General features: G+C 59.7%; 19 protein-coding genes. 9 read left to right on the forward strand and 10 right to left on the reverse strand.

The annotated features are described in order from the left end of the window. Positions 1-10: 10 nt before the first annotated feature. From KCX59_RS09680 to KCX59_RS09690, 3 genes are all read left to right on the forward strand, one after another. Entirely contained in the window at positions 11-1,141 is a 1,131-nt protein-coding gene (locus KCX59_RS09680) for a tyrosine-type recombinase/integrase (RefSeq protein ID WP_179017297.1), read from the forward strand. 497 nt (positions 1,142-1,638) lie between these two features. Beyond that, positions 1,639-2,364 (forward strand): hypothetical protein, encoded by a 726-nt coding sequence (locus KCX59_RS09685; protein ID WP_218649078.1) that lies wholly within the window; start codon positions 1,639-1,641, stop codon positions 2,362-2,364. A gap of 194 nt (positions 2,365-2,558) precedes the next feature. Then, positions 2,559-3,703 (forward strand): IS3 family transposase gene (locus tag KCX59_RS09690; protein ID WP_179016661.1). Its coding sequence is split into 2 segments (ribosomal slippage): positions 2,559-2,835 and positions 2,835-3,703, totalling 1,146 coding nucleotides; the frame shifts between segments, so codons are not numbered across the junction. 9 nt (positions 3,704-3,712) lie between these two features. Here the strand turns inward: KCX59_RS09690 and KCX59_RS09695 are convergent. From KCX59_RS09695 to KCX59_RS09705, 3 genes are all read right to left on the reverse strand, one after another. Beyond that, positions 3,713-4,630: a DUF4192 family protein gene (locus KCX59_RS09695; protein ID WP_179017333.1), complete on the reverse strand. Its 918-nt coding sequence runs from the start codon at positions 4,628-4,630 to the stop codon at positions 3,713-3,715. 696 nt (positions 4,631-5,326) lie between these two features. Continuing rightward, positions 5,327-7,375, reverse strand: a complete 2,049-nt coding sequence (locus tag KCX59_RS09700; protein ID WP_218649097.1) for a carbohydrate binding domain-containing protein — start codon at positions 7,373-7,375, stop codon at positions 5,327-5,329. A gap of 316 nt (positions 7,376-7,691) precedes the next feature. Continuing rightward, positions 7,692-7,865 carry a hypothetical protein gene (locus KCX59_RS09705; protein ID WP_179017331.1) on the reverse strand — a complete coding sequence of 58 codons (174 nt, stop codon included), beginning with the start codon at positions 7,863-7,865 and terminating at the stop codon, positions 7,692-7,694. Between the two features lie 81 nt (positions 7,866-7,946). Between KCX59_RS09705 and KCX59_RS09710 the strand changes: the two genes are divergently transcribed. Beyond that, a complete protein-coding gene (locus KCX59_RS09710) occupies positions 7,947-9,176 on the forward strand; it encodes an ROK family protein (RefSeq protein ID WP_179017330.1) in 1,230 nt (409 codons plus the stop codon). Here KCX59_RS09710 and KCX59_RS09715 read toward each other — a convergent pair. Then, positions 9,173-10,042, reverse strand: a complete 870-nt coding sequence (locus tag KCX59_RS09715; protein WP_179017329.1) for a carbohydrate kinase family protein — start codon at positions 10,040-10,042, stop codon at positions 9,173-9,175. The genes KCX59_RS09710 and KCX59_RS09715 overlap by 4 nt on opposite strands. Before the next feature lie 219 nt (positions 10,043-10,261). Here KCX59_RS09715 and KCX59_RS09720 point away from each other — a divergent pair, with 219 nt between their 5' ends. Continuing rightward, on the forward strand, positions 10,262-10,849 hold the full coding sequence (locus tag KCX59_RS09720; RefSeq protein ID WP_218649096.1) for a hypothetical protein: 588 nt from the start codon (positions 10,262-10,264) through the stop codon (positions 10,847-10,849). Positions 10,850-11,298: 449 nt separating this feature from the next. On the opposite strand, the gene KCX59_RS09725 is transcribed toward KCX59_RS09720, so the two are convergent. After that, the gene (locus tag KCX59_RS09725; protein ID WP_179017327.1) at positions 11,299-12,168 is read right to left on the reverse strand and encodes an Lrp/AsnC family transcriptional regulator; all 870 of its coding nucleotides are present in this window, start codon (positions 12,166-12,168) and stop codon (positions 11,299-11,301) included. A 221-nt stretch (positions 12,169-12,389) separates the two neighbouring features. Between KCX59_RS09725 and KCX59_RS09730 the strand changes: the two genes are divergently transcribed. The 4 genes from KCX59_RS09730 (at position 12,390) to KCX59_RS09745 (ending at position 15,557) form a co-directional block, all read left to right on the forward strand. Continuing rightward, the gene (locus KCX59_RS09730; protein ID WP_179017326.1) at positions 12,390-13,133 is read left to right on the forward strand and encodes a transporter substrate-binding domain-containing protein; all 744 of its coding nucleotides are present in this window, start codon (positions 12,390-12,392) and stop codon (positions 13,131-13,133) included. A 105-nt stretch (positions 13,134-13,238) separates the two neighbouring features. Then, the gene (locus KCX59_RS09735) at positions 13,239-13,973 is read left to right on the forward strand and encodes an amino acid ABC transporter permease (protein WP_179017325.1); all 735 of its coding nucleotides are present in this window, start codon (positions 13,239-13,241) and stop codon (positions 13,971-13,973) included. 1 nt (position 13,974) lies between these two features. Then, positions 13,975-14,760 carry an amino acid ABC transporter ATP-binding protein gene (locus KCX59_RS09740; protein WP_179017324.1) on the forward strand — a complete coding sequence of 262 codons (786 nt, stop codon included), beginning with the start codon at positions 13,975-13,977 and terminating at the stop codon, positions 14,758-14,760. Positions 14,761-14,864: 104 nt separating this feature from the next. Next, positions 14,865-15,557, forward strand: a complete 693-nt coding sequence (locus KCX59_RS09745; protein ID WP_179017323.1) for an MBL fold metallo-hydrolase — start codon at positions 14,865-14,867, stop codon at positions 15,555-15,557. A 1,458-nt stretch (positions 15,558-17,015) separates the two neighbouring features. Here the strand turns inward: KCX59_RS09745 and KCX59_RS09750 are convergent. The 5 genes from KCX59_RS09750 to KCX59_RS09770 all read right to left on the reverse strand — a co-directional run bounded on the left by KCX59_RS09750 (position 17,016) and on the right by KCX59_RS09770 (position 22,706). Continuing rightward, a complete protein-coding gene (locus KCX59_RS09750; protein ID WP_179017322.1) occupies positions 17,016-17,318 on the reverse strand; it encodes a hypothetical protein in 303 nt (100 codons plus the stop codon). A 105-nt stretch (positions 17,319-17,423) separates the two neighbouring features. Next, the gene (locus tag KCX59_RS09755; RefSeq protein WP_179017321.1) at positions 17,424-18,080 is read right to left on the reverse strand and encodes a TetR/AcrR family transcriptional regulator; all 657 of its coding nucleotides are present in this window, start codon (positions 18,078-18,080) and stop codon (positions 17,424-17,426) included. Continuing rightward, positions 18,077-20,551, reverse strand: coding sequence for a beta-glucosidase family protein (locus KCX59_RS09760; protein WP_179017320.1), 2,475 nt, complete (start codon positions 20,549-20,551; stop codon positions 18,077-18,079). Before KCX59_RS09760 ends, KCX59_RS09755 begins: the two co-directional genes overlap by 4 nt. Further along, positions 20,548-21,684 carry an LLM class flavin-dependent oxidoreductase gene (locus tag KCX59_RS09765; RefSeq protein WP_179017319.1) on the reverse strand — a complete coding sequence of 379 codons (1,137 nt, stop codon included), beginning with the start codon at positions 21,682-21,684 and terminating at the stop codon, positions 20,548-20,550. The genes KCX59_RS09760 and KCX59_RS09765 overlap by 4 nt, the downstream gene beginning before the upstream one ends. Positions 21,685-21,707: 23 nt before the next feature. Further along, positions 21,708-22,706 (reverse strand): LysR family transcriptional regulator, encoded by a 999-nt coding sequence (locus tag KCX59_RS09770; RefSeq protein ID WP_179017318.1) that lies wholly within the window; start codon positions 22,704-22,706, stop codon positions 21,708-21,710. Positions 22,707-22,741 lie beyond the last annotated feature (35 nt).

A 22,741-nucleotide genomic window follows, 5' to 3' on the forward strand; every position in this document is an offset into this window, starting at 1 on the left:
GCATTTTTATGTGGCTAGTATCCGGAAACGCGTCAAAAAGGACGGCTCTTCGTCCTTCATGGTGGTCTGGCGCGACCCCAAGATCCGGAAGCAGCAAGGCATCACTGTCGACTCTGCGCATGAGGCTGAAACGCTCAAGCGGCTGCTCGATGCGAACGGTCAGTCCTTCGAAATCGCACAGCAGGCACTGCTGGACAACAGGGCGAAGATACCCACGGTTGGCGAAGTCATTCAGGAGCACATCGACCTGCTGATCCGGCCGTCGAGTGGCACGGTCAAGACGTATCAGACCATGCTCGATCTGCATGTGAAAAAGGTCATTGGCCACGTCCCCGTCGACAAGCTCGACTACCGACTCATCGCTTACTGGGTGAAATCGATGATGGCCAAGGGGCGATCTCCCAAGACAATCAAAAATGTCCATGGGTTGATCTCGGCGTCGATGAACACAGCGGAGATGCTGGGGTACATCACGCGCAATCCCTGCCGAGGTGTGCAGCTGCGTAGCGTCGAAAAGGCTGAAGACGAAATGATGTTTCTGACTCACGCGGAGTTCGGTCTGATCATGGAGGGCATGGGGGAGCGCTACAAGGACTTCACCAACTTCCTGGTCATGACCGGGACTCGCTTTGGCGAAGCGACTGCACTAACCGTTGCTGACATCGACCTGCTGGGAAAGCCGGCCACCGCCCGCATAAACAAGGCGTGGAAACGGGATGGGCAGAACCAGTTCTACATCGGGCCGACGAAGACCGGCGCAGGCAAAAGGACCATTGGCTTGAACCCCGCACTGGTGGACCTGCTGATTCCGTTGGTGGCTGGGCGCCTTGGTGGTGACCTGCTTTTCAAAACACCCAAAGGTGAGCGAATCGTGCACAAGCTGTTCTGGCACCACTACTGGATGCCGGCGGTGAAGGCCGCTCAGGATCGTGGACTGCGGAAGAACCCGCGCATTCACGACCTACGGCATACTCATGCTTCTTGGCTGATTCAGGACGGTGTCCCGATCTTTACAATCTCGCGTCGGTTGGGACACGCGTCGACCAGGACAACGGAGGGCGTTTATGGGCACCTCATGCCCGAGGCTCTCCAAGCCGGGGCGGACGCCACGGAGCGGTCGGTAGCTGCGTTCATGCGCTAACGCGGGCGGACTCGTAAGCGGCCTTCTAGGAAGCTAAGCGGTTGCGTGCTCTAGTCCCTATGAGCCGAGTGTTGGTGTTGCTTCGCTCATGAACATCTTTTGCCGGGTGGGAACCGGGCAATATCTCACTAATCCTGGCGATCTCCGCGATGTGCTCAGACGTAAAGACGATTTTTCCTTTGCCCCAGCAGGCGTGAGGGAAGCGTCCCGCGGCAGCGCCGTCGCGCAGCCATCCTTCGCTGCATCGCATTAGGCTTGCTGCTTCCGCAGGCTCAAAGAATTCCAGGTCCATGAGAGTCCGATCTTGGTGAAACGTGCTTGCCTATTCATGTTTGTAGTCAAGAGCGAGTACATGATCAGCTGGCCAGTCGCTTGCCTTAGCTGTGTTTAGAGAGCAAGTGTTGTGATGCCCGGGCGGCGTGCTGCATCAAATTGTCATGGGGTGCGAATTGAATGTCGGTCGCCGGTTATACGGTGAGAACGTCAGTCACGAACGAATGAAGAACACGTTGTCATCTCATGGCTACTCCTACCCGGTGGCGGTTTCTCGACTCAGCGAAGGCGAGACATCACGCGAACCACAAGTCCTTCGAGCAATCGCATGGTTGAAGCAGCAATCTGGTGGAGCGATGGTAGTCGTCACTCCTCGGAAAGATGTCGACAGCCCGAGCCTCAAAAAGCTAGTCACGAGCCCAGGCGTAACGCATCAGACTTGGCGAGGCTTCTCGGCAGCCTCACTGTCCGGCAGCCGGGTGGTCTACGCGTGGCCTGATCGCCAGCAGTTGAGCGACCTCTGGAACGCGGATGCCGATGCGGTTGTCGTTATCGAATGGGATCCCCAAGCAAGCGCAGAATGGATCTCCAACGCCAAGCCCGTTAATCTCCTAAACGGTCAGACGGTAAGGCCTGACAGTGAAATCGAGAGCGAGAAAGCCCGTGAACCGCTTCCCAACGGTGTCGAAGAGATACTTGGGTACGTTGCCAGCATGGCAGCTGGCTATTCGTCAGGCCTGAAATGGAATGAAGAAGACAAGCTCAAGGCGGACATGATGAATCGGCCCGAGCGATGGGCGTCGATCTCTGTCGAACAAGTGCGCAGAACGTGCCGTGAGCTGGGCATGCGCCCGAACGACGTCAATACGGTCGTCGGGTTCCTGCAACGACGAAAGGACGGCCGCCGTTTCAACGTGCGGAGCTCCTACCGCGATTTCTATTTCAACTGAGCTGTTGGATGTGCGTAGACGCTCGTTCTTCTCGAGAGGCACAAGTCAGGCCTTTCAATGTCGGTGGCTACGGCTAGATTTCTCATCAACCGCTCTCCTGCGGCGTTGACGTTGAAGGGATTTGAACAGGGACTGCCCCCAGTTTTGTTGACTCCTTGATCTAGCGAGCTTGTGCTCGTGGAAGGATGTTGACCATGCCCACGGCTTATGGGGCGGAGTTCCGCCAGGATGTTATTGATGTGGCCCGCAAGGGCGAAGCGCCGCTGGCGCAGATTGCGAAGGATTTCGGGCTGTCGGTCACGACGTTGAAGCGTTGGATTGCCATTGCTGAACGTAAGGATTCCGGGGCCGGCCCGGCAGTGAGTGAGTCGGCCGAGGTGCGGGAGTTGAAGAAGCGTAACCGCTTGTTGGAGCAGGAGAACGAGATTCTGCGCCGCGCTGCTGCCTATCTGGCCAGGGACATCAACCCAAAATGACTTACCCGCTGGTCACGGATCTTGCCGCCGACGGTGTTCCAGTGGCGGTGACCTGCAGGGTGTTGAAATTCAGCAAGCAAGGCTACTACCGCTGGAGAGTCAGCCCGGTAACGGAACGGGACTGGGTGGATGCGCACCTGGTCAACGCCGCCTTTGACATCCACGCAGACGACCCGGCCTTCGGGTACCGGTTCATCGCCGACGAACTTTCCGAGAAGGGCATCGCGGCGAGCGAGAACAGGGTCCAGCGCCTGTGCAGTGACCACGGTATCTGGTCGGTGTTCTCGAAGAAGCGTGGCCTGAACCGCAGACCCGGGCCACCGGTTCATGACGACCTGGTGGAGAGGGACTTCACCGCTGCGGCACCGAACGAGCTATGGCTGACGGACATCACCGAACACCCCACCGCCGAGGGCAAGCTCTACCTCTGCGCCGTAAAGGACGTTTATTCCGGGAGGATCGTCGGCTACTCGATGGACTTGCGAATGAAGTCCTCGCTGGCCGTGGCCGCACTGGAGAACGCGGTGCGGGCACGCAAACCTGCAGGGACAGTGGTGCATTCGGATCGCGGGTCCCAGTTCCGGTCCCGCCGTTTTGTTGAATCACTCCGGCGCCAGGGGCTGACGGGGTCGATGGGCCGGGTCGGTGCGTGTGCGGATAATGCCGCGATGGAATCGTTCTTCTCGCTGCTGCAGAAGAACGTCCTGGACCGCCAGCGGTGGCTCACCCGGCAAGACCTCCGACTGGCGATCACGACTTGGATCGAGAGAACCTATCACCGCCGGCGACGCCAACGACGGCTGGGAAAACTCACGCCCATCGAATATGAAACAATCAACCGGACCGCGCTCACAGCGGCCTAAGACCCCGAGTCAACAAAAGCCGGGGCAGTCCCATTGGTGTGCTTTCGATCCTCGGCCTTCCCACCAGTTGATATAGCCGATGGTGGTGAGGATTGGTGCTGCGTGTTGCGGGCTGGTTCTGGTGTAGGCGTGCAGGAGCAGTTGTTGGGCCCATTCGACGCGCGACCATTTGGGGGAGGCCGCGGTTTGGGCAAAGAGGATGTGTTGGGGTGGTTCGTCGATGCCGGGGATGTCTGCCATGAGCCGGTCGCGGATGTGGGGGAATTGGAAGTTCGCGATGAGCATGACGCAGTCCTCGTCGGTCGGGAAGTCGTTCCTCTCGAGCATGGTCGTCCACAGTCCGCTGGCTTGTAGCGCGGCTTGATGCGGCGCCTGGGCGCGAATCGTGCGCATGCGGTTTTCGACGGCTATGGCGTGGTCTGCTTCGCCGGTCGGTGTGGGGAGGATGATCCGGTTGGTGGGTTCTATGGTGCTGCCGCGGTAGATGAATTCGGCGTTGACTCGGCTGTATTCGGTAGTGCTGATGGGCAGGCTGATGTCCTGGCCTGGTCCGCTGTCGTAGGGGGAGTAGGTGTCGTCGCTGACGAAGATGCCGTCGCGGATGGTGATGCCGTTTTCGGCGAGGACTCCGGTCAGTGCTGCGATGATGGCTGCGTGCGGTTTGGGCTGGCCAGGTTGGCACGGCTGGGAGGTGTAGAGGGCGAAGACGATGCTCGAAGCTTGGGTGTCGCTGGTGAGGTAGCTGCTGACGGTTCGGGCGTAGGACAGTTCGGTGCCCGGTTGGCGGGGAAGGTCGATGCGGAGGGTGGCGCCGACCTTTCCTTTGTCCAGGGTGATGCAGACGAGGCTTTCCTGGGGCCAGAACCCTAGAGTGTGCCCGATGAAGCTGAGCAGGTCTGCCGGGTCTTTGATGATGAGCGCATTCATTGTCCTGTTCCTTTGCCCTTGTCTGTTGTCATGCGGTCGTCGGTCTCGTGGGTCGTTCTGCTAGGGGCCGATGTGCTGGTAAGGGCTGGAGTCCAACTGGGGGGATCGGGGCAGGTCCGGAAAGTTCGGAAGGTGCAGGTCGCTTAGGAGCGCTAAGCGAAGTTTCCAGATCGGCACCGGCATACCAGCGCCCTGGTTCCGCGGAGGCCCCACCCAGCGATGATCGGGATATCAGAATGACAAACAGCGTTGTTGCTTCTGGCTATTCATGGGCAGGCGGGGGTGGGGCGTCATGACGTGAGCGGACCTTGGTCTTCGGCATGTGCCATCGCTTGGCGGGACGGCTGTGCCGGACGGGCCGGGGACTGCTTTCAGTCCCGACATATACGCCGTTATCGGCCAGAGGGAGTCAGACATACAGTTCTGGACGTGGCGGATGGCTGACTCCCCGGCCAGACCACGGTTCTACCGGCCGGAGGGAGACGGCCCTGGAGGTCGTGGCGACTCTCGGACTGCGAGCCATGCAGACTGCGCAAGAAACGGTTTCGCTTGCCAGGTACTTCTGTGGGTCCTTTGGAGACCTGCTCACCGCGGCTTCGACGATGAGGCTGCAAACGGAGGCGACGCCGGGATCCGGCGCCGCCTCCTTCCCGGCTCACGTGACCGGAAGGCCCGGGTACGTGAGGTCTTTGTGTGTCAGGCGCAAGGGTTTCCTTGTCTGACTGTTCCGTCCTTCACTTGGTGATAACCGGGTCCAGCAGCGTAGTTGTTTGCTCCGTTGTTGTCCCAGGTGCCCGCCGCGTTATTGAATGCAGCGGTAATTCCGGAAGCTCCGTTGAGGGGGATGGAGGTGGTTACCCAACCAGGGCATGAGGCAGTCATGGTTATGCCCGGGGCCGTGGTCCATGCACCGGTCCCCACCCGATAGTGGGCGTAATAGGCGGACCAATTCTTGTTGGTTGAGTAGAACAGCACTGTGGTGTCTGTCGGTCCAGGGGTAGATGAACCGCTGCAAGGATCGGCATGACTAACCACATTGCCGTTCACGGTTGCGATCCCACCGCTCAAGGCGTAATTGCTGGTGTTGTTGTTGTCCCATACGCCGTTTCCGTTGTTGAACGCAGCCGTTGCACCGGCTGAGCCGGCGGGGATGGTGTACGAGAGCCACCCAGGGCAGGCGGCGGTCATGGTGACGCCCGGTGCGGTTGTCCAGGCGCCGGCGCCCACCCGGTAGTGCATTTTGTAGTCGCTCCAGCCCTTGGCGGTGGAGTAGTACACCTTGAGGTTGATTGCCCCCGGCTCTGTTTGCCCGCCTGCTTTTGCGTTGATGTGCAACGCGAGGGCGGCATTTTGGTCGACAGTGGCCTGGAAAGTCCCGGATGCGTCCACGGTTACCGCGTCACCCGCTGAGCAGCCGGTAGCGGTGGGCAGTCCCGCCACCACGTTGCAGTAGCGGCCGGCGGGAAGGGAGCTCTGGAAAGTCCTGGTGATGGCATTGCCGCGGTTGATCGCCACATAGCCCTTATCGCCACGACCAAAGGCGATGGCGTTCGAGCCGTTGTCCCACTTGTTGACGATCGGGGCGCCATATGTCGTATTGCGGAAGCCCACCATGTTTTCGATGTTGGTTTGCGCATGCTTGCAAGTCCAGCCATTCCGGCCGCACACGGGATCTATGACTTCCCCGTTCGAGGCAACAGCCGGTCCTGTCTCATTGTTGGAGAAGGAATAACCTGAATGGATCGAGGGGGATCCGTAGTTCCACGCCATTGTGAAGATCTGGGCGAGATCGTAGTTTGCCCCGTCCTTGTAGGTGAGCGTTTCGCCGTTTCGTTCTGTGTCATGGTTGTCGACGAAGACTGCGGCGTTCTGTTGAGGAAGGAAACCGGCCCAGGTGGAGCCGATGCCATTACCTGTGATCAGCCAGTTGATGTTCCCGCCGTTGAAGGCCTCTTTGAGTTTGCGGGCGAAGGCAAACTCGTGGATATCACCGTTGCTGGTGTATTCCTCCGGCTGTACCGGTTCGTTGGCCCGGATAACTTCCTGGACTACGTAGAGCCTGGCACGGTCATTGACCCTGGAGAGAATTCCTTGCATGTCGCTGGCCGCAATATGTTTGACGGCGTCAATCCGGAACCCGTCAACTCCCAAGGTCACCAGATCGTTGAGGTATTCGGCAATTCTTCCCTGAACGTAGGGGGAGGACGTGTTGAGGTCGGAGAGGTTGACCAGATTGCACTCCTGGACTTCCCATCGGTTTTGGTAGTTGGCGATGTCCCTTCGGCACGAGTGAAAGTCCTGCCCTTGGTAGTTTCCGGGATAGTCGTAGTGCTGGAATGTGGTTCCTGCCCAACCCGTTCCCCCGGTGCTCTTTCCGGACATGTGGTTAATCACGGCATCGGCGATCACTTTCACACCCGCGGTGTGGCAGGTGTCCACCATGTGCTTGAACTCCGTACGCGTGCCCAGCCGTGACTCCACCTTGTAGCTGACCGGCTGGTAGTGGGTCCACCATTCCGGGCCTTGTACGTGTTCTTGCGGGGGAGATGTCTGTACGAATCCGTATCCGGCTGGCCCGAGGTTCTCTGTGCATTCGCGGGCTATTGCGTTCCATGTCCAGGAGAACATCACCGCGGTGGCGTCTTTGGGTCCGGGAGCCGCGGCTTGGGCCAGGGGAGCTGAAAGCGTGGAGGTAAACAGTGTGCCGAAGACGGTAAGAAGGACCAACGTGGCTAAGAATTGCAAGCGTTTCCTTTTGTGAGAAAAGTGGACTGCGACGTCCTCGTCGTGTGCTGGCATGGAGGTGAGTCTCCTCGATGATGGAGCCGCTGCAGGCCGGGAGTCCTAGGCAGCGACCGACGCCGCCCTACTGATCGGCGGCCGCGTCACGATGACGGCTACCCATCAAGGTAGGCGGAGTCTAGACATTAAACAAGAGCAAAAGAGCAGAAACTGGAAGCGCTTGCAGATGGAAGCGGGCGCGACTGAGGCCTCAAAAAGCCAAGCGCACAAAGATGGTTGCCTGGTAGTTCCGAAGGGGCGGGACGAGAGGCTCTCGGCGCTAAAGCTGGGCGGTCGCCTCTGGTGACGGGGTGGCTGTGGAAGCGGAGGCCGGCGTCGGATGATCGAGGATCGGCTGGTACCGGCGCGCGGCGGGCTCCCAGAGGGTGTTCCATCGATCCAGGGCGGAGTTGCTGGGGGCGGGGGATTCTGAATAGTCCGGGGCTGCATTCATTGTGTCTCCGAAGTTAATTTGGATTCAAAATTTAGTGCCTGAAGTATTATGTGACCTGAGCTACAGAGAGGTCAAGACCCGATGAGCGCCCCTTCATCCTCGCCGACGCCGCAGATGCTTCGGCGGGCAAGCCTTAGATCGGTCTTGGACTTTATGAGGGCTTCCACCATCGTGACAATCTCGGACGTTATGGAGGGCACGGGGCTAGCCCGTGCAACTGCCATTTCTGTATGTGAAGAGATCATGGACCGGGGCTGGATTCTGGAGCTTGAAAACCAACGCGAGTTTGGTGAGTACCTCAAAGGACGTCCTGCCCGACGGTTCGTTCTAAACCAGGACGCCGGGTACGTCATTGGCCTGGATGTGGGGGTCTCCAAGGTGACGGCCGTGGCGTCCAACCTTCGTGGTGAAATTGTGGGCAGGGCGAGTCAGCAGTTTCGTGGAGTTCAGATCACGGCTGATGACCGTATTCCGGGTTCTGATATCAGTCCCCGCGAGCGTGTATCGGCCATTGACAGTACGGCATGTGATGCCCTTCGCAAGGCTGGCGTCACCTCCGACGCGGTTCTCGCAGTCAGCGCCGGAATTGCGGCCCCGGTGGGCCGTAACGGCAATGTACTGACGACTCAACCCTTCTGGGCTCTTCTGGACGTTGGCTTGAAATCGGCTCTGAAGGATCTTCATGGGTGGACGGTGTTGCTGGCCAACGACGGAAACTTGGCGGCCCTGGGCGAGCGTTGGCGCGGTTCAGCAGTGGGGGTGGACGACGTCGTGGTTATCCTCGCCAGTGAGCGCTTTGGTTCCGGAGTGATCGACGACGGCCGGCTTCTGCATGGTTGCGGCGGAGGCGCCGGCGAGCTGGCGTTCCTCAAGCAGGTTGAGGGGGTGGGGGACACCTTTGGGATAGCTCTCATGGCACGCACCTGGGCTGCCGAGGCCATCACTGGAAATGACGAAACGCTACTCCGTGAATATCCTCCAGAGGCCATCGAAGCAAAACACGTCTTCGCCGCCGCACTCCGGGGTGACGCTGTGGCACGGCGGATTCTGGATCGGCTGGCCGATCGCATGGCGAGGGTTATCGGGGCTGTGGCCACCATCCACAACCCGGAGCTTGTGGTGATAGGGGGCGCAGTAGCCAAATCGGCGGGCGCGCTGCTGGATCCCATTGCTGAGCGCCTGCCTGAATTCACCGCTACTCCTCCGCGGCTGGCCGTTTCACCCTTAGGTGATTCCGTGGTGACCATGGGTGCTGTGAGGAGCGCTCTGGATTTTGTTGAAGAGGAAACCCTGGACATCGAGCTGTACTAAGGAGCCGTCAGCACCTCGGAGAGTTTCGGGTGCAGATGCTCGCTTTCTATCGCAATGCGAGCCTGTGCTACTGCTGCCTTGAGAGCATCATCAACTGTGGCGCCGTGGAGCGTCGCTGCCAGGAATCCGACCATGAAGGCGTCACCGGCACCATTGGTGTCCACCACATCGGCGGGAGGGGCACTGACCTCATGTCGCGCCCCGGAAGCCTCCAGCGCAATGGCGCCGTCTGCTCCGAGGGTGCAAACGGCCAAGCGAGGACCGCGTTCGAGGCAGGAACGCATAAGTTCCCATGGGTCCTCCGTGCTATCACTGCTCATGAAAACTGTAGTGGCGGCGCGAACGAATGGTTCATGGAATTCGGACGATCCGTCATAGTCGTGAAGGTCCGCCCAAATAGGCGTCTGATGGGCGTCCAGGCGCTGCAACAGAAGCGCACCGAGTTCACTGAGGTCAATCACGGCGACATCTGCTGCGGCAACCGCCTCAGCCGTGATGCGGAGCTCGTGCTGGAGAGGAGTGGTCGGGACCGCAACGTACAGCGACACCCGCTGGCCGCCGTCGGTCATCAAATTGACGTGGCGTTCCGTCTGCCCGGTCGTTAAGGCCTCGACGGCGACTCCGGCCGCGGTGAGGGCGCTGCGGACCCGCTGGCCTTCAATGTCAGTTCCGAGTAGAGAACTCAACCGAACGGTGACACCTAGGTCTGCGAGATGCAGGGCCTTACCGGCGGATGTCCCACCTATCGTCTCCCACGAACGGCGGGCAAATTGCATGTGGGGGGCAGGCTCCGGAAGGTGGTCCAGGAGGATGAGGTGGTTCCACGACGCGGGGCCGCAGATAGCGACAGTGGGAGGCGCAGGCATGACCATATCCAACCATTCCGTGAGTGCAGTGGTCCAGGGCGCCACAGCCCGGACCGGAGAACGTGTGCTTGGTCGGTCGTTCGAGTCCGCTGGTCTCCACAGGTCGTTACGGCGACCCTACTCACGGTGTGGCAGGTTCGACATGACATGATCGTCTCGGAGAGAAACGCATCATCGTCCTTTCAAAAGACCGGGTAAGAGAATATTGGGGGTAGCGGTATGGAGCCGCAGAGACGTGAGGGACCGGGGCACCCAAATCAGCCTTCCTATCCGCACCAGCAGTACTATGAACAAAATCCTCAGCGCTTTCCCCAGTACGGCCAGCCCCAGCAGTGGGCTCCGCCTCCACCCAGGAAAAGCAAGGCTGGATGGATTCTCGGCATCATCGCTCTTTCCCTGACGATTTGCGGAATACTCCTGTTCGCCGGTTGCTCCGCCTTGGTGAGCGAGATCAACGGAGGCGGCGGAAGCCAGGCTGAGAAAGCTGCGGCCATGAGGGCTGCAGTTGACAACGTACGGGAGGAGGGCTGGACTGAAACTCATCGGTTTGAGCGGAAGGTTGACCCCGGCTGCGTTTCCATCGACAGCCACTGCCTCAGGCTGGAAGTTGCGTGGGCCGTTGACCATGAGGTAACGGTTGACGAGATCGCCTCACGCCTTGGTAAGAACATCGATGAGTTCAAAGCCGAAGGATATGGTGGCGGAACCTGCATGACGAACCGCGACAGCAACAGCATGACCGAGATTTGCGTCGGTGACAGCTCCGATGGTCGCCACAACGCCAGCGTCACGATGACCCGGAAATAGGCTGCCATTCAGCAAAGAAAAGCTCGATGCAAGCGGCCGAGGTGGCGCGCAGAGTGCCCACGCCTGGATGACCGAAAGCGCCACCACCCTGACCTGCTCCGGGCCGCCGCCGAGCCGATCAGCGGAAGGGCGGCCCTTGCGGGCCATGCCAACACCACCGCACGAACGCACTCCGCTTCACGGCGCGAACCGCCATATCCCGACACGAGCAGCATCGTCAGGACACTCATCGCCAAACTCGCCCATGAACGTTCGACCAACCGGAAAAGGATCGCCGAACTCGAAGCCGCCGTCGCAGCAGCCCATGGACAAATCCTCCACCTCCGGCGTCAAAATCATCGTTTGCCTGACGACACTGCATAGTCCCAACAGGAGGACAAGAGGCTGTCTTTTTTGCGCTGCATCTAGTGGGTGCAGCTCATGTCGTCTTGCTTGGGATGGCCTGGCTTCTAGTGTTCTTCCTTGATGACTTTGAGATGGATCCACGACTCGATGTTTAGGACCTCGGGGAGTGCTCTGATTTGATCGACAGCCATAAGCGCCGAGTTTGCGTCGGATCCGTGGATGGTTGCGATGACGTCGTGTTGACCGATGCTTGAAGCCAGGAAGGTGAACCCTGGAATTCCTTCAAGGGATTTCGAGAGGTCCAGGGCCGTGCCCGTGATCCTGATTCCCAGGCCCATGCGGGTGACGCGTTCCTGCGAAGCGGGTCGCCAACTGAGACCTATCTTGACGATTTCGCTGTCCAGGATGCGCATGACGCGTGTGCGTACGGTTCCGGTTGATACGCCAAGCGTTGATGCCATGGTTGCGTAGCTGGCTCGTCCATCCTGGCGGAGCACGTCGATGAGGGCGAGGTCGAGTTTGTCGAGGATGGGGTTCTTTATGTGGGCAGGGCTCAGGATGTCGACCAGCAGTTCGGTGTAGATGCTTGTTCGCATGGACGTCACTCCCGGTATGCGGCGGATGTCGTCGATGCAGGCCTGAAGGTCTTCATGGTTTTTGGCCCGGATTTCGGCGATCAAGGACATTACGCCTGCGGTGATGGAGACGAACGGCACGCGAGGATCTTGGGCGATCTGCTCGGCCAGATCCTGGACTGGAACGGCGGCATCGATGGAGACGTGGGCCATGACTGGAAGCCCGACAACAGCAGGGTGTGCCAGCCCTATGACCCGGAGTCCGGATTCGGTCAGGAGTGCGTTTAAGCGTCGCGCGGCGGACACGCGGCTGAGGCCCAGTGTTGTGGCGAGTTCGGTGAGTGTGATGCGCCCGTTCCGCAGGAGCTCGGCCAGTATTTGCTCGTCGATTTCATCCATGAGTCAGCACCTGTGTTTTCGTTACAGAAGTTTTTTCGGTCAATCCCAAGTCGTTCATTTTCAGAAAAATAAGGGGAAAAACATGTGATGATAATCAATCATCACATCGTACTTTGCATATCAGCAGAAGTGGGCGGTCTGTCTAATTTTTTGTCCAAATGAAGGGCCTACCATGTGAGAAGCGCCACAATGGCGAACTTGTTCGAGGCAAAGGGTAGATCATGAAAAGAATGTTTCTCAGCTCCGCAGCTGCTGTAGGTGCGGCTGTACTGTTGAGCGCGTGTTCCGGAGGCGCCGGTGCTTCCGCGCCTGAGTCAGCCGCCAGTGGTCCCAAGGCGCTTCTGAAAGCCGGTGAGTTCAGCGTATGCATGACGCCGCAGTACAAGCCTTTGGAATTCTACAAAGATGGCAACACTGGCAGTCAGCCGATCGGGTTTGATGCTGATGCCGCAGTCGCTTTGGCCGAGTCGTGGGGTGTGAAGGCGAAGTTTTCCGATGTTGCCTTTGACGGTTTGATGCCCGCCCTGCAAGCCAGCCGCTGCGATGTGGTCTGGTCCGGCCTCTACGTCAACGACGCGCGGCAGCAGGTTGCCGATGCTGTCCCATATCTGAAGACAGGTTCGGTCATCATTGCCCCTCAGGGGTCGGACATCAAGAGCGTGGACGACTTGGCCGGAAAGACGATTGCCGTTCTTGCCGGCGGAGCCTACGAGGCGAACCTCAAAGACTTGTCGAACACCTTGAAGAGCAAAGGCCTGGCAGACCTGGTCCAGCAGTCCTACCCGCAGAACACCCAAACCACGGCTGCGGTGACGAACGGCAAGGCTGATGCCCTCATTGATGCCGACGTCTCGGTTGGTGAAATCGTGGAAAAGACCGGCGGGAAACTGCAAGCTGTTCCCGGTATCTTCGAAACCGACGCTGTCTTCGGCGTGTACGCCAAGAAAATATTCTGCTCTAACTGAGGAGATCCGAACCGGACTCAAGGAGCTTTCCGACGAAGGCAAGCTTGCCGAGATCGCCAAGACGTACGGGTTGGACCCCAGCCGGCTCCCTGATGCGGGGAAATAATGGATTTTGACCAGAGCATTTTCCTTCAGGCCCTGACATCCAAGGAGTTCCTGACCGGGGCGGCTTTGTCCCTTCAGCTGGCGATAGTTTCCCAAATAGCCGCGACGCTGATTGGCCTCGGTGTTGCCATGGCCGGGATCTCAAAGAAGAAGACCTTGCGGAGCCTGGCGTGGGCCTACGTGTGGTTCTTCCGCTCGGTCCCGACGCTGTTGCTGCTTCTCATCGTCTGGAACGCGGCCCCCCAGATCATCCCGGCACTTCGGGACAGCTGGTACTCACCCTTCCTGGCAGGCTTCATCGGGCTTTCGGTGGTCGAAGGTGCCTTCATGGCAGAGATACTCCGTTCCGCGCTGCTCAGTGTTGATAGCGGACAAAAGCTCGCAGCCAGGGCACTGGGACTTACCCCGGCGCAGACCTTCCTCAGGGTAGAACTTCCCCAAGCGATCAAGGTCGCGCTGCCTCCCACGGGCAACGAATTCATTGGAATGATCAAGTACACATCCCTGGCCTCAGTCATCTCACTTCAGGAGTTGATGACCACGGCGCAGGTCCAAGTTGCAACTACGTTCCGGTACGCCGAGTACTACACCGCGGCACTGGTCTACTACCTGGTCATCGTCAGTGCTGTCATGGCGTTGCAGCACCAAGTTGAAAAGCGATACCGGTGGGTCTCCAAACCAGACAGGTCCCAAGTTTGGTCCAAACCTGTCCCGTCGACGCTGAAAGGACTCTAATATGTCCGAGATCATCGCACCTGTGCGTCCAACCGTAACGACCGTGCTTGAGGTCAGGAACCTCCACAAAAAGTATGGAAACCAAGAGGTCCTCAAAGGAGTGGATTTCTCCGTTGCTTCCGGTGAAGTCAAAGTTGTTCTGGGCCGTTCAGGATCCGGGAAGTCAACGATGCTCCGACTGATGGCATTACTGGAACCCCTCGACGCCGGAGAAGTGATCTTCAAAGGCAACCGCATCGGAGTGGACGCCCGCAACCGACCTGCACGCGAGCGAACCCTGGCCCACCAACGATCTGAGATCGGTATGGTCTTCCAGCGGTTCAATCTCTTTGCCCACCTCAACGTCCTCCAGAACGTGACACTGGCCCAGCGGTTGAGCAGAAAGGTGCACGCCGCACAAGCAAAAGAGCAGGCAGCGGAGATCTTGAACCGTGTTGGCTTGGGCTCGCACCTGCGTCATTACCCCAGTGAGCTTTCCGGCGGACAGCAACAAAGGGTGGCCATCGCCCGGGCTCTGGTCCTGAACCCGTCAGTAATGCTCTTCGACGAACCGACATCAGCGCTAGACCCGGAATTGGTCAACGACGTCCTCGCCGTCATGGAGAAACTTGCTGCGGACGGAATGACAATGGTAGTCGTGACCCACGAAATGCAGTTCGCGCGCAGGGTCGGGACGGAAGTAGCCCTCTTTGACCAAGGCGTACTCGTCGAGCAGGCTCCTCCCGAAGAGTTCTTCAAGAACCCCCAGCACGAGCGGACCCGCGATTTCCTAAGGCACATCCATTGAGCCGCCGTATCCCGAGCAGAGAAGCTGCCAGTTCGCAAGCATGGTTCAAACTCGAAGAAGTCTGGCCAGGGCTCATAAAAGTCACCGAACCGTACGTTCATGACATGTTGCAGTCCAACATCTGGTGGCTACGGGGGCCAGACCGGGATGTGGTCATTGATGCCGGCCTCGGTATTGTCCCGTTGCGGCAGGAGATACCCCAGATGTTTGAACGGGATCCCCAGTTGATCATCACGCACACTCACCTGGACCATGTGGGCGGAGCGTACGAATTTGATGACGTCGCCGTTCACGAAGCCGAAGCCAACGCACTGATCAACCCGGGACCGGTTTCCCTCGATACCCGCACCCTCTACGGCATACTCGGAATCGATGTTCCAGACGGAGAAGCGGACTCCATGCTCCAGAAGGTCCCGCACCCTGACTACGACCCCGGCCGATACGAGATTTCACGGGCTATCCCGCAACGACTCCTCAGGGACGGAGACGTCATTGACACTCTCGGAACCCCGCTGGAAGTCATCGGCACCCCAGGCCACTCTCCGGGAAGCATCTGCATCTACCACCCTGAAAGAAACTGGCTCTTTACCGGAGACACCATTTATAAGGGACAGCTGCTGGACACCATCACCGGAGCTGACCAGGACGACTACCGACACACCATGAAACGGCTACGGGATCTGGAAGCGGCCTCGATCTTCGCGGGCCACGGACCTGAGCTAAGCCTTCAAGCGCTGAAAGACATTGCGATCGACTACCTGGCACGCCCGCAGCCGGGGAACGGACATGGGTGGTGATGATGCGCCGGATCCGAATCAACTTGGCCGGCTCCTGACGCCGCCGACCCCGTCATTCCTGTGCCCTAATAAGGGACTTGCTACCCCGCGTACAGGTGTTGAGTACGCGACGCCCGCCAACACTCAAGCTGAGGCGGCCCTGACCGGGAGCCATGACCTGCGACACCCAGAAAGCGAATATGCCCATTAACAACCATTCCATACGGCGAGCAGCGGATGAGACGAATAGCCATCGAAGCTTCGGGAGAGATTTCTTGGGTGCCGGCGTTCAATGCCCCAGGCGCCTCGGCTGAGCCGCCTCCCCGATTCGGCCGCGGTGAACGGATTCGATTCATACTGAACGGCCAATCTGTAGCGGCGACGGTGGATGACTGCCCGACGGACGGCAGTGTCGTTTGGGCATGGGTCGATGGAGCGTGGGCAAAAAGGCGTGTGGACAGAGTTCACACTTTCCACCTCGGACTGGCCCGTACACCCATCGGACTGGCCCGGATTCCGCATGTTTCCGCCGCTTCCCCGTGTTTTCAAGGCCTGGAATCCCGTTCGAGTCCCACCTCGGGCACGGCATACCCCCTCGTCAGAGGGGTTTTTGCTTTAACGTGTGTACAAATGTGGACACGAGTCCCTGATGCGTGGTGCCGGCTGATGCCTGGCCGCCGGTGGGCCTGTTCAGTTATGGGGGAGCGGGTTTAGGGTCTTGGCTGATGGCCCTCCGCTGGCTCTGTACTGGGGCTATGGGTTCCCTTCTTGGTTCTTTCGGTAGGTCGTGGTTGGCCGACACCTCTTCATGGGTAGAGGGACTGAGCACAACATGACTTCGAGATCCTGCGTCAAAGTTGTTAGTTTTAGCTCATTGCTGGAGCTAAGAGGCTTGACTGGGGAGAGCTTTGTCAGGCCAAAGGGGGTGTGGACATTGTCCACCCTTAAATCTTCTTTATTGAGCCTGATCACAGCCATTTCCTTCCACTTGTTCGACCTACATCTACTCATCGCGTGTAAAGGCCCGAGCGACATGACGCCCGTTCGCAAGCGCACCATCTGGCAGAGCCGTGGCGAGAGGTGGGTTTTCGTTTGTGTGGCTTCCTCGCAAACTTAATGAGATCCAACAAGGCTTTCGTGCGGTAAATCCACCTGTATAAAGAGCGTGGATACCTAAAGGAAAGTGTGGGCATTTCGGGGTATCTCCAAGGAAGTTCAGATCAGGTGGTAGCCGGTATGCCTCAATACAAGAGAGGCGCCCGCGCATGCGGGCGCCTTCAGCTCGGGCTTCGATCCATCGATCCCGGGCTGACTCGCTGCAGGGTGAACGTGACGACACGTCCGCGAGACTGCACCCTCAGAAGGAAGGAGGGGTAGGTATGCTTCGGTCCTCCACCCTCCCACATTCCGTCGCTAGGAATTCGTTCTTCGTCTACGACGGGGAGGGGCTTCCACGTTGCCTCCCCGTCACGGACGCCGCTAGTAGGCCTCAACGTGGGCACGCACATGGCTGCCGTCGTCACTCAACCACCCCTTGCCAGCTGCATAGACCAACATGTTGGCGAAGCGGTAGTTCCACCCCATGCCGATCCTGCCCGCACACTCGTTGCGGATCCAATCGACAGACACCAAAACATCTCCGTTGGCGAGATGCCCGGCGGATGTGGTCCTGAGGAGCGTGGGGAGACTTTCTCGTGCGGACTCCGACAACAGCACCTTGAAGCTGGTGCAATCGTCGGGCTCATCCAGGGCTACGGATCCGGGGTTGACGCGAACGTGCACGGCGGACTCCTTTCAATCGACAGGAAATTTGTGCTTATTTCCACTATGCCGAGAGGCGGGAAGCGTCCGGAAGATGAGCTTTTGGATAGCCGGTATTGCTGAAAGTTATGCCGTACCTGAAGGGGCTTCCATGCTGGACACAAGGTAGGCCGCCACCATGCCGGACAGCTTTTCCGAGATTTCCGGCCACTCCCGTTTGCCGCTGCCTTCCACAGTGCTGCCAAGGCCCAGTCTTCGGGCGATGACGCTGTACGCCACGTTGAAGCACCAGTCGATCTCGTCCTGTCCCAGGTAGCCGCCAGGCCATTTTCGGAGCACCGCAGCAAAATTGCCTGCGAGCACTGCATGCGAAGCTGCCCCGCGTTGCGAGATGGTTTCATCGTTCGTCGCTCGGAGCATGAAGGGTCGCAGAATGTCGGCGTACCGCCTGAGGACTTCGATGGTTTTGTCCATGGCCTCTCGGACCACGGCTTCCAGCCCGTGCTCGGGATGGGACGGAAGAGGCTCGAACAAGTGGTTGGAGACGGCGTCGATGTCGTCCATCTTGCGGCCATGGGCAACACTGACGAGGTCATCCTTGCCTTCGAAACGCGCATAGATGGACCCAATGGATACACCTGAGCGAGCGCTGACGTCGGCAAGCGTGAATTCATCGTTGCCCCGCTCTTCAAGCAGGGCCAGGGCCGCCTCGATCGTTTTCTCAAACGACTGGCGGCTCCTGGCCTGCTTAGGTTCGCGGGACTTGGTCTCCGGAAGGGTCACAACGCGATCCTACAGAGGATTCCCTCGTCGGAGGCACTCCGGGACACACGAACCTCCCATTCCCCGGTTGGGACCACCCATTCCGTTTCCGAGGAGTTCCATCGCCTGAACCCGAGGGGGTCCAAGGCAATCTTTGCCTCTCTTGTCTCGCCTATGTCCACCTTGAGGGCAGTGAAGCCGGCCAGCCTAAAATCCGTCTCACCCGGCGCCTTGGTGTAGGCCTGGACGACGTCCCGCCCTTCCGTGCCGCCTCTGTTGCTGACGGTTGCCCGCACGGTTACATCGCTGAAGCCATCGCTGGCAGGTCCCCTGCGGGTGGAGCCAACGGAGGCCACGGCGTCCTCCAACTCAAACGTGGTGTAGCCGAGGCCGTAGCCAAAGGCATAACGAGGTTTCCGTTCTGCAGCTTGAAAATGCCGGTACCCCATGGGTTCGCTGGCTGCGTAGTCCAGGGTGAGTTCTGCATCCAGTCCGGTGCCCCATCCAGGAATATCTTCATTCTGAAGGGGGAATGACACCGGAAGTCGACCTGAAGGGGCAGTATTGCCCGTCAGGAGTGAGGCCAAGGCCGGGCCGAATTCCTGCCCGGGGAACCAAACCATGAGCACAGCCTTGACCTTCTCTGCCCACGGCAGGAGCACCGCTCTTGAGGCGTTGACCACCACAATTGTTTCCGTCGCTACCTCAGTCACCGCATCAACCAAGCGGTTGCTGGCAGGGTCGAGTGCCGCCGTCGTGCGGTCCGCGCTTTCACGTGATGATCCCTGCTGATCGCCAACGACGATCACGACGGTGTCGGCACGGGCCGCGAGGTCCACCGCTGCAGCCAAGGGGTCGGTGACTTGTTCGGGCGTTGCGACGGCGGTGATGGCTTGCACGCGCCCAGGTTGGAAGGCCATATCGATAACCACCTCAACTCTTCCGGCGGGCATGTCCAGGTCGATATGCTGTGTGTCCGCACGGGCAACTACACCCATGACGTCATCGGGTGCGGGCGGAGGAACCACCAAGACTTCCGTGCCAGCCACCCGAAGGGAGCTAACGCCGGTTCCGCCGGCACCTAACGACCACCGTGCCGCGGAGGGCAGGTCGAAGTGCGCTGTGATGCGGGCGCGGCCGGGCACGCCGGACCCAAGACCTGGGACGGGACCGAACCAGACAAACGCTGACGCCTTGCGCACTTCGCTGTAGAGGACGTCTTCCGCGTCTCCGGCGGAGAGGACCTCCAAAAGGACGCCGGGCGTGCCGTCGGGTGCTGTGCTGCCCAGATCCGTCAGGGACAGGGCCGACGACGGCGCGGCGCCGGGTTCGTAGAGAACCTCAACGCCGGGTCCTGCTGCTTCGCGGATGGCGTCCAGCGGCGTGACCACCTCACCTTCAGGGCGGACGGTGGCAAACGTTCCGCCTTGGAAACACGGTTTCTGAGCATTGGGCCCCACGACGGCCAGCGTCCGGATCCCCGACATGTCCAAGGGCAGGGCGTCGTCCTTGTTTTCTAGCAGCACGAACGACTCGCTGGCGGCCCGGCGAAGGACGTCCCTTTGCTCTTCCTGACTGCGAAGGTGAGCGGGGGCTGGTGCAGTGCCGCCGGAGCGGCGCCCTGTTCGATCCGCCAGCCGAGTGACACGTTGGACGGCGTCACGCAGGCGCGGTTGCGCAACGTCACCAGCGGCAACTGCCGCCGCAAAACGGGCACCGAGGTATGTGGCGGGTCCGGGCATTTCAAGGTCCAGCCCGGCATTGGCAGCTTCGATGGTGTCGTCCACGCCGTACCAGTCGGAGACGACGACGCCGTCGTAGTTCCATTCATCCTTCAAGACGCTGATCAGTTCCGCGTTCTGCGAGCAGTGCGTGCCGTTGACACGGTTGTACGCCATCATCAGCATCCACGGGTTGGCTGATCGGACAGCAGTCTCGAACGGCCTCAGGTAAGTTTCGCGCAGGGTGGCCTGTTCCACACGGGAGTTCATGCGGCGTCGTTCAGTTTCTGTGTCGTTTGCTACAACGTGTTTGGTGCAGGAGCCCACTCCTTGCGATTGGACTCCCTCAATCCATGCCGCGCCCAGCACGCCCGTCAGGAAGGGATCCTCGGAGAACATTTCGAAACCCCGGCCTGTGAGCGGAGACCGCGGCATGTTCAGATTGGGTCCAAGGATGGCTGAGACTCCACGCTCCACACCTTGCTGACCGATGACTTGGCCTACTTCCGAGATCAACTCCGGGTTCCAGGTGGCGCCAAGAGCTGTCCCGGACGGCATGATCAGTGAGGTGTCCCGTTCGTCCATGGCCTTGCTGACGATGCCAAGAGGTCCGTCCAGCAGGACCATTTCCTCAACGCCGGCGGCTGTGCTTGCCGCAGTGCTCCAGCCGTTCAGGCCGCCGGTGAGTTCTGCTCCAGTGAGGTCCGGCTCGGTGCCGGATTCCGGACCCCGTGCCTCAGTTTGTTCGCCTGTGGCGGCTCCGGCGGTCATAGGGCCGCAACTTTGTCATCTTCGGCGGCAGTCTCGGAAGCCCGCATCAGCGGCTGAACGCGCTCGGAGAAGAGTCGCATCGTTTGAGCTGTAAAGCGGCGGCGTTCTTCGGTGAGCGGGCCGCCCATGACCGCCATGAGGACATTGCCAATGCCAAGGTCGGCGTACTTTTGAAGCTCAGCGGCGACGGTTTCCGGGCTGCCGTAGAGGCACCAGGTTCCCTTGTAGCCCTCAGTGCGCGCGTCCGGCGTCGGGCGCAAATCTACCCCGCTGATCTGCTCGGCAGCCTTGTTGGCAGCGTGCTCGCGTTCAACCGTCTCCTGATACTGCTCAAGGATGATGTCCATCTCGACGGCCGCTTGCTCGTCCGTTTCGGCAATGTGCACGTGCTGGTATGAGTGGGTGGTCCACTCAAGGGCAGCCTTGACGGCCTCGTCCGAGTGGCCGGCCGCTTCCAGGGCGTTGCGGTAAATGCTGAAGTTCTTCTTCACTTCTTCGTAGGCGTTTCCGCTGTCAATCACTGGAGGCGTGAAGGCCAGGATGAAGGCGGGCTGTGCGTTCTTGGCGGCGCGTTCAACACTGGAAGGACGCGCAGCAACGGACATGACGCGCGGTTCAGGCTTGGTGTATGGAGCGGGGACTATGCGGGAAACAACAGCGCCTCGGTAGTGGCCGTTGTCGAACATCACCGGCTCGTCGCCGGGCTTCTTGGCCCACAGCCGCTCTGCGATTTCCAGGTTCTCATTGGCCAGGCGTGAGCTGTCCTGGTAATTCACCCCGAAGCCGATCATCTCTTCAGGCGTGGTTCCGCTGCCCACGCCCACCAGCAGCTTGCCATCGGTCAACTGGTCCAGCAGTGCAAGGCGTTCCGCGAAACGGACAGGGTGGTGGAGAGCAAGGGTCTGGACGGAGAACCCGAAGTGCATCCGGTCGAGCTTACCGGCGAGGTAGGCAGCAAAGACGAATGGGTCGCTGGCTGGAGGAGCGTACCCGGTGAAGTGGTGGTCGGGAAGGAAGACGGCATCGAATCCCTTCTGCTCGGCATCCACTGCGTGCTCCACCATGGCCTGCATGACGGGGCGGTCTTCTTCGGGGCCGCGGGAACGGGAAGTGAGGAACAAAGAGAAATGCATGGGAACTCCTGAAGTGTTTTGTGTCAGGCAAGAACGTGTTGAGCCGTCTGCGGCTCGGAGGATCGCTCTGCCTCGGGTTTTTCTGATGGTGGTGTTACAGGGCTGTCGATGGCCTCGGTGTCCAGTTGAGCCGCGGCGCGCGCTACCAACCGGCGGAACCACTGATGCCCGGGGTCTGCGGTCTTGGAGGGGTGCCACCAGGCACATTCCACCAAGGTGGGAAGGCTGATGGGTAGCTGCATGATCCTGACGCCGGCCACGGAGGCGAGCATCCGTGCGAGCCTTTCCTGGACGAGGGCCAGGCGGGCTGTTCCCGTCACGGCGAAGGGCAGCATCAGGAAGCTGTCAACAATGATGTCCGTCTTCTCGCCCAGTTGGAGGTCATAGACCCTGCGGTCGGCCAACGTTGAATCAACCTCGGCCCCGAAGAGCCTCGCCCAGCGTGCGTCCCGCATTTCCTCGACGGTCAGCGTCCTTTCCGGTGACGACGCTCCTGTGACGCACACCCAGTTATCGGTAAACAACTCGGTGTGTGGGAAGCCGGAAAAATGACCTTTGGGGATGAGCATGAGATCAGCGGACTGAAGGGTCTCCTTGATGCGCTCAACCGCCTGGGGCGTGACGGCATCGAAGTGAACCTGAACCCCCGGTGCTTCCTCTTGAAGCATTGCCATCAATTTCCCCGAGATGGCTGTAAGGCAGTAGTCCGAAGTGACGATCCGGAAGCTCCGGCTCGATAACGCTGGATCAAAGACGGCCTGCGCATCAAACGTCCGCTCCACCATGCGGAGGATCTGGGCGACGTCTTCCTTGAGGACCTGCGCCAGAGGCGTGAGCTCATAGGAGGAGCCGACGCGCGTCAGTAACTCATCATCGAACTGCCTGCGAAGCCGCTGCAAGGACGAGCTCATGGCCGGCTGACTGATGCCGATCCTGGCGCCTGCTCGCGTGACGTTGCGTTCTACCAGTAGGGCGTCCAAGGCAACCAGGAGGTTGAGGTCGGCAGTCAGAAGGTTGACCATGTGATTCTCCAAATTCGAATTAGAATACTGATACT

The organism is Paenarthrobacter nitroguajacolicus, assembly GCF_051027655.1.
Lineage (GTDB): Bacteria > Actinomycetota > Actinomycetes > Actinomycetales > Micrococcaceae > Arthrobacter > Arthrobacter nitroguajacolicus.

Coding starts and splice junctions, on each gene's coding strand:
- KCX59_RS09725 (WP_179017327.1), bottom strand. CDS start 12,168: ATGGATGAAATCGACGAGCAAATACTGGCCGAGCTCCTGCGGAACGGG.
- KCX59_RS09685 (WP_218649078.1), top strand. CDS start 1,639: ATGAAGAACACGTTGTCATCTCATGGCTACTCCTACCCGGTGGCGGTT.
- KCX59_RS09740 (WP_179017324.1), top strand. CDS start 13,975: ATGTCCGAGATCATCGCACCTGTGCGTCCAACCGTAACGACCGTGCTT.
- KCX59_RS09720 (WP_218649096.1), top strand. CDS start 10,262: ATGGAGCCGCAGAGACGTGAGGGACCGGGGCACCCAAATCAGCCTTCC.
- KCX59_RS09735 (WP_179017325.1), top strand. CDS start 13,239: ATGGATTTTGACCAGAGCATTTTCCTTCAGGCCCTGACATCCAAGGAG.
- KCX59_RS09715 (WP_179017329.1), bottom strand. CDS start 10,042: ATGCCTGCGCCTCCCACTGTCGCTATCTGCGGCCCCGCGTCGTGGAAC.
- KCX59_RS09760 (WP_179017320.1), bottom strand. CDS start 20,551: ATGACCGCCGGAGCCGCCACAGGCGAACAAACTGAGGCACGGGGTCCG.
- KCX59_RS09765 (WP_179017319.1), bottom strand. CDS start 21,684: ATGCATTTCTCTTTGTTCCTCACTTCCCGTTCCCGCGGCCCCGAAGAA.
- KCX59_RS09695 (WP_179017333.1), bottom strand. CDS start 4,630: ATGAATGCGCTCATCATCAAAGACCCGGCAGACCTGCTCAGCTTCATC.
- KCX59_RS09745 (WP_179017323.1), top strand. CDS start 14,865: ATGTTGCAGTCCAACATCTGGTGGCTACGGGGGCCAGACCGGGATGTG.
- KCX59_RS09705 (WP_179017331.1), bottom strand. CDS start 7,865: ATGAATGCAGCCCCGGACTATTCAGAATCCCCCGCCCCCAGCAACTCC.
- KCX59_RS09770 (WP_179017318.1), bottom strand. CDS start 22,706: ATGGTCAACCTTCTGACTGCCGACCTCAACCTCCTGGTTGCCTTGGAC.
- KCX59_RS09730 (WP_179017326.1), top strand. CDS start 12,390: ATGAAAAGAATGTTTCTCAGCTCCGCAGCTGCTGTAGGTGCGGCTGTA.
- KCX59_RS09710 (WP_179017330.1), top strand. CDS start 7,947: ATGAGCGCCCCTTCATCCTCGCCGACGCCGCAGATGCTTCGGCGGGCA.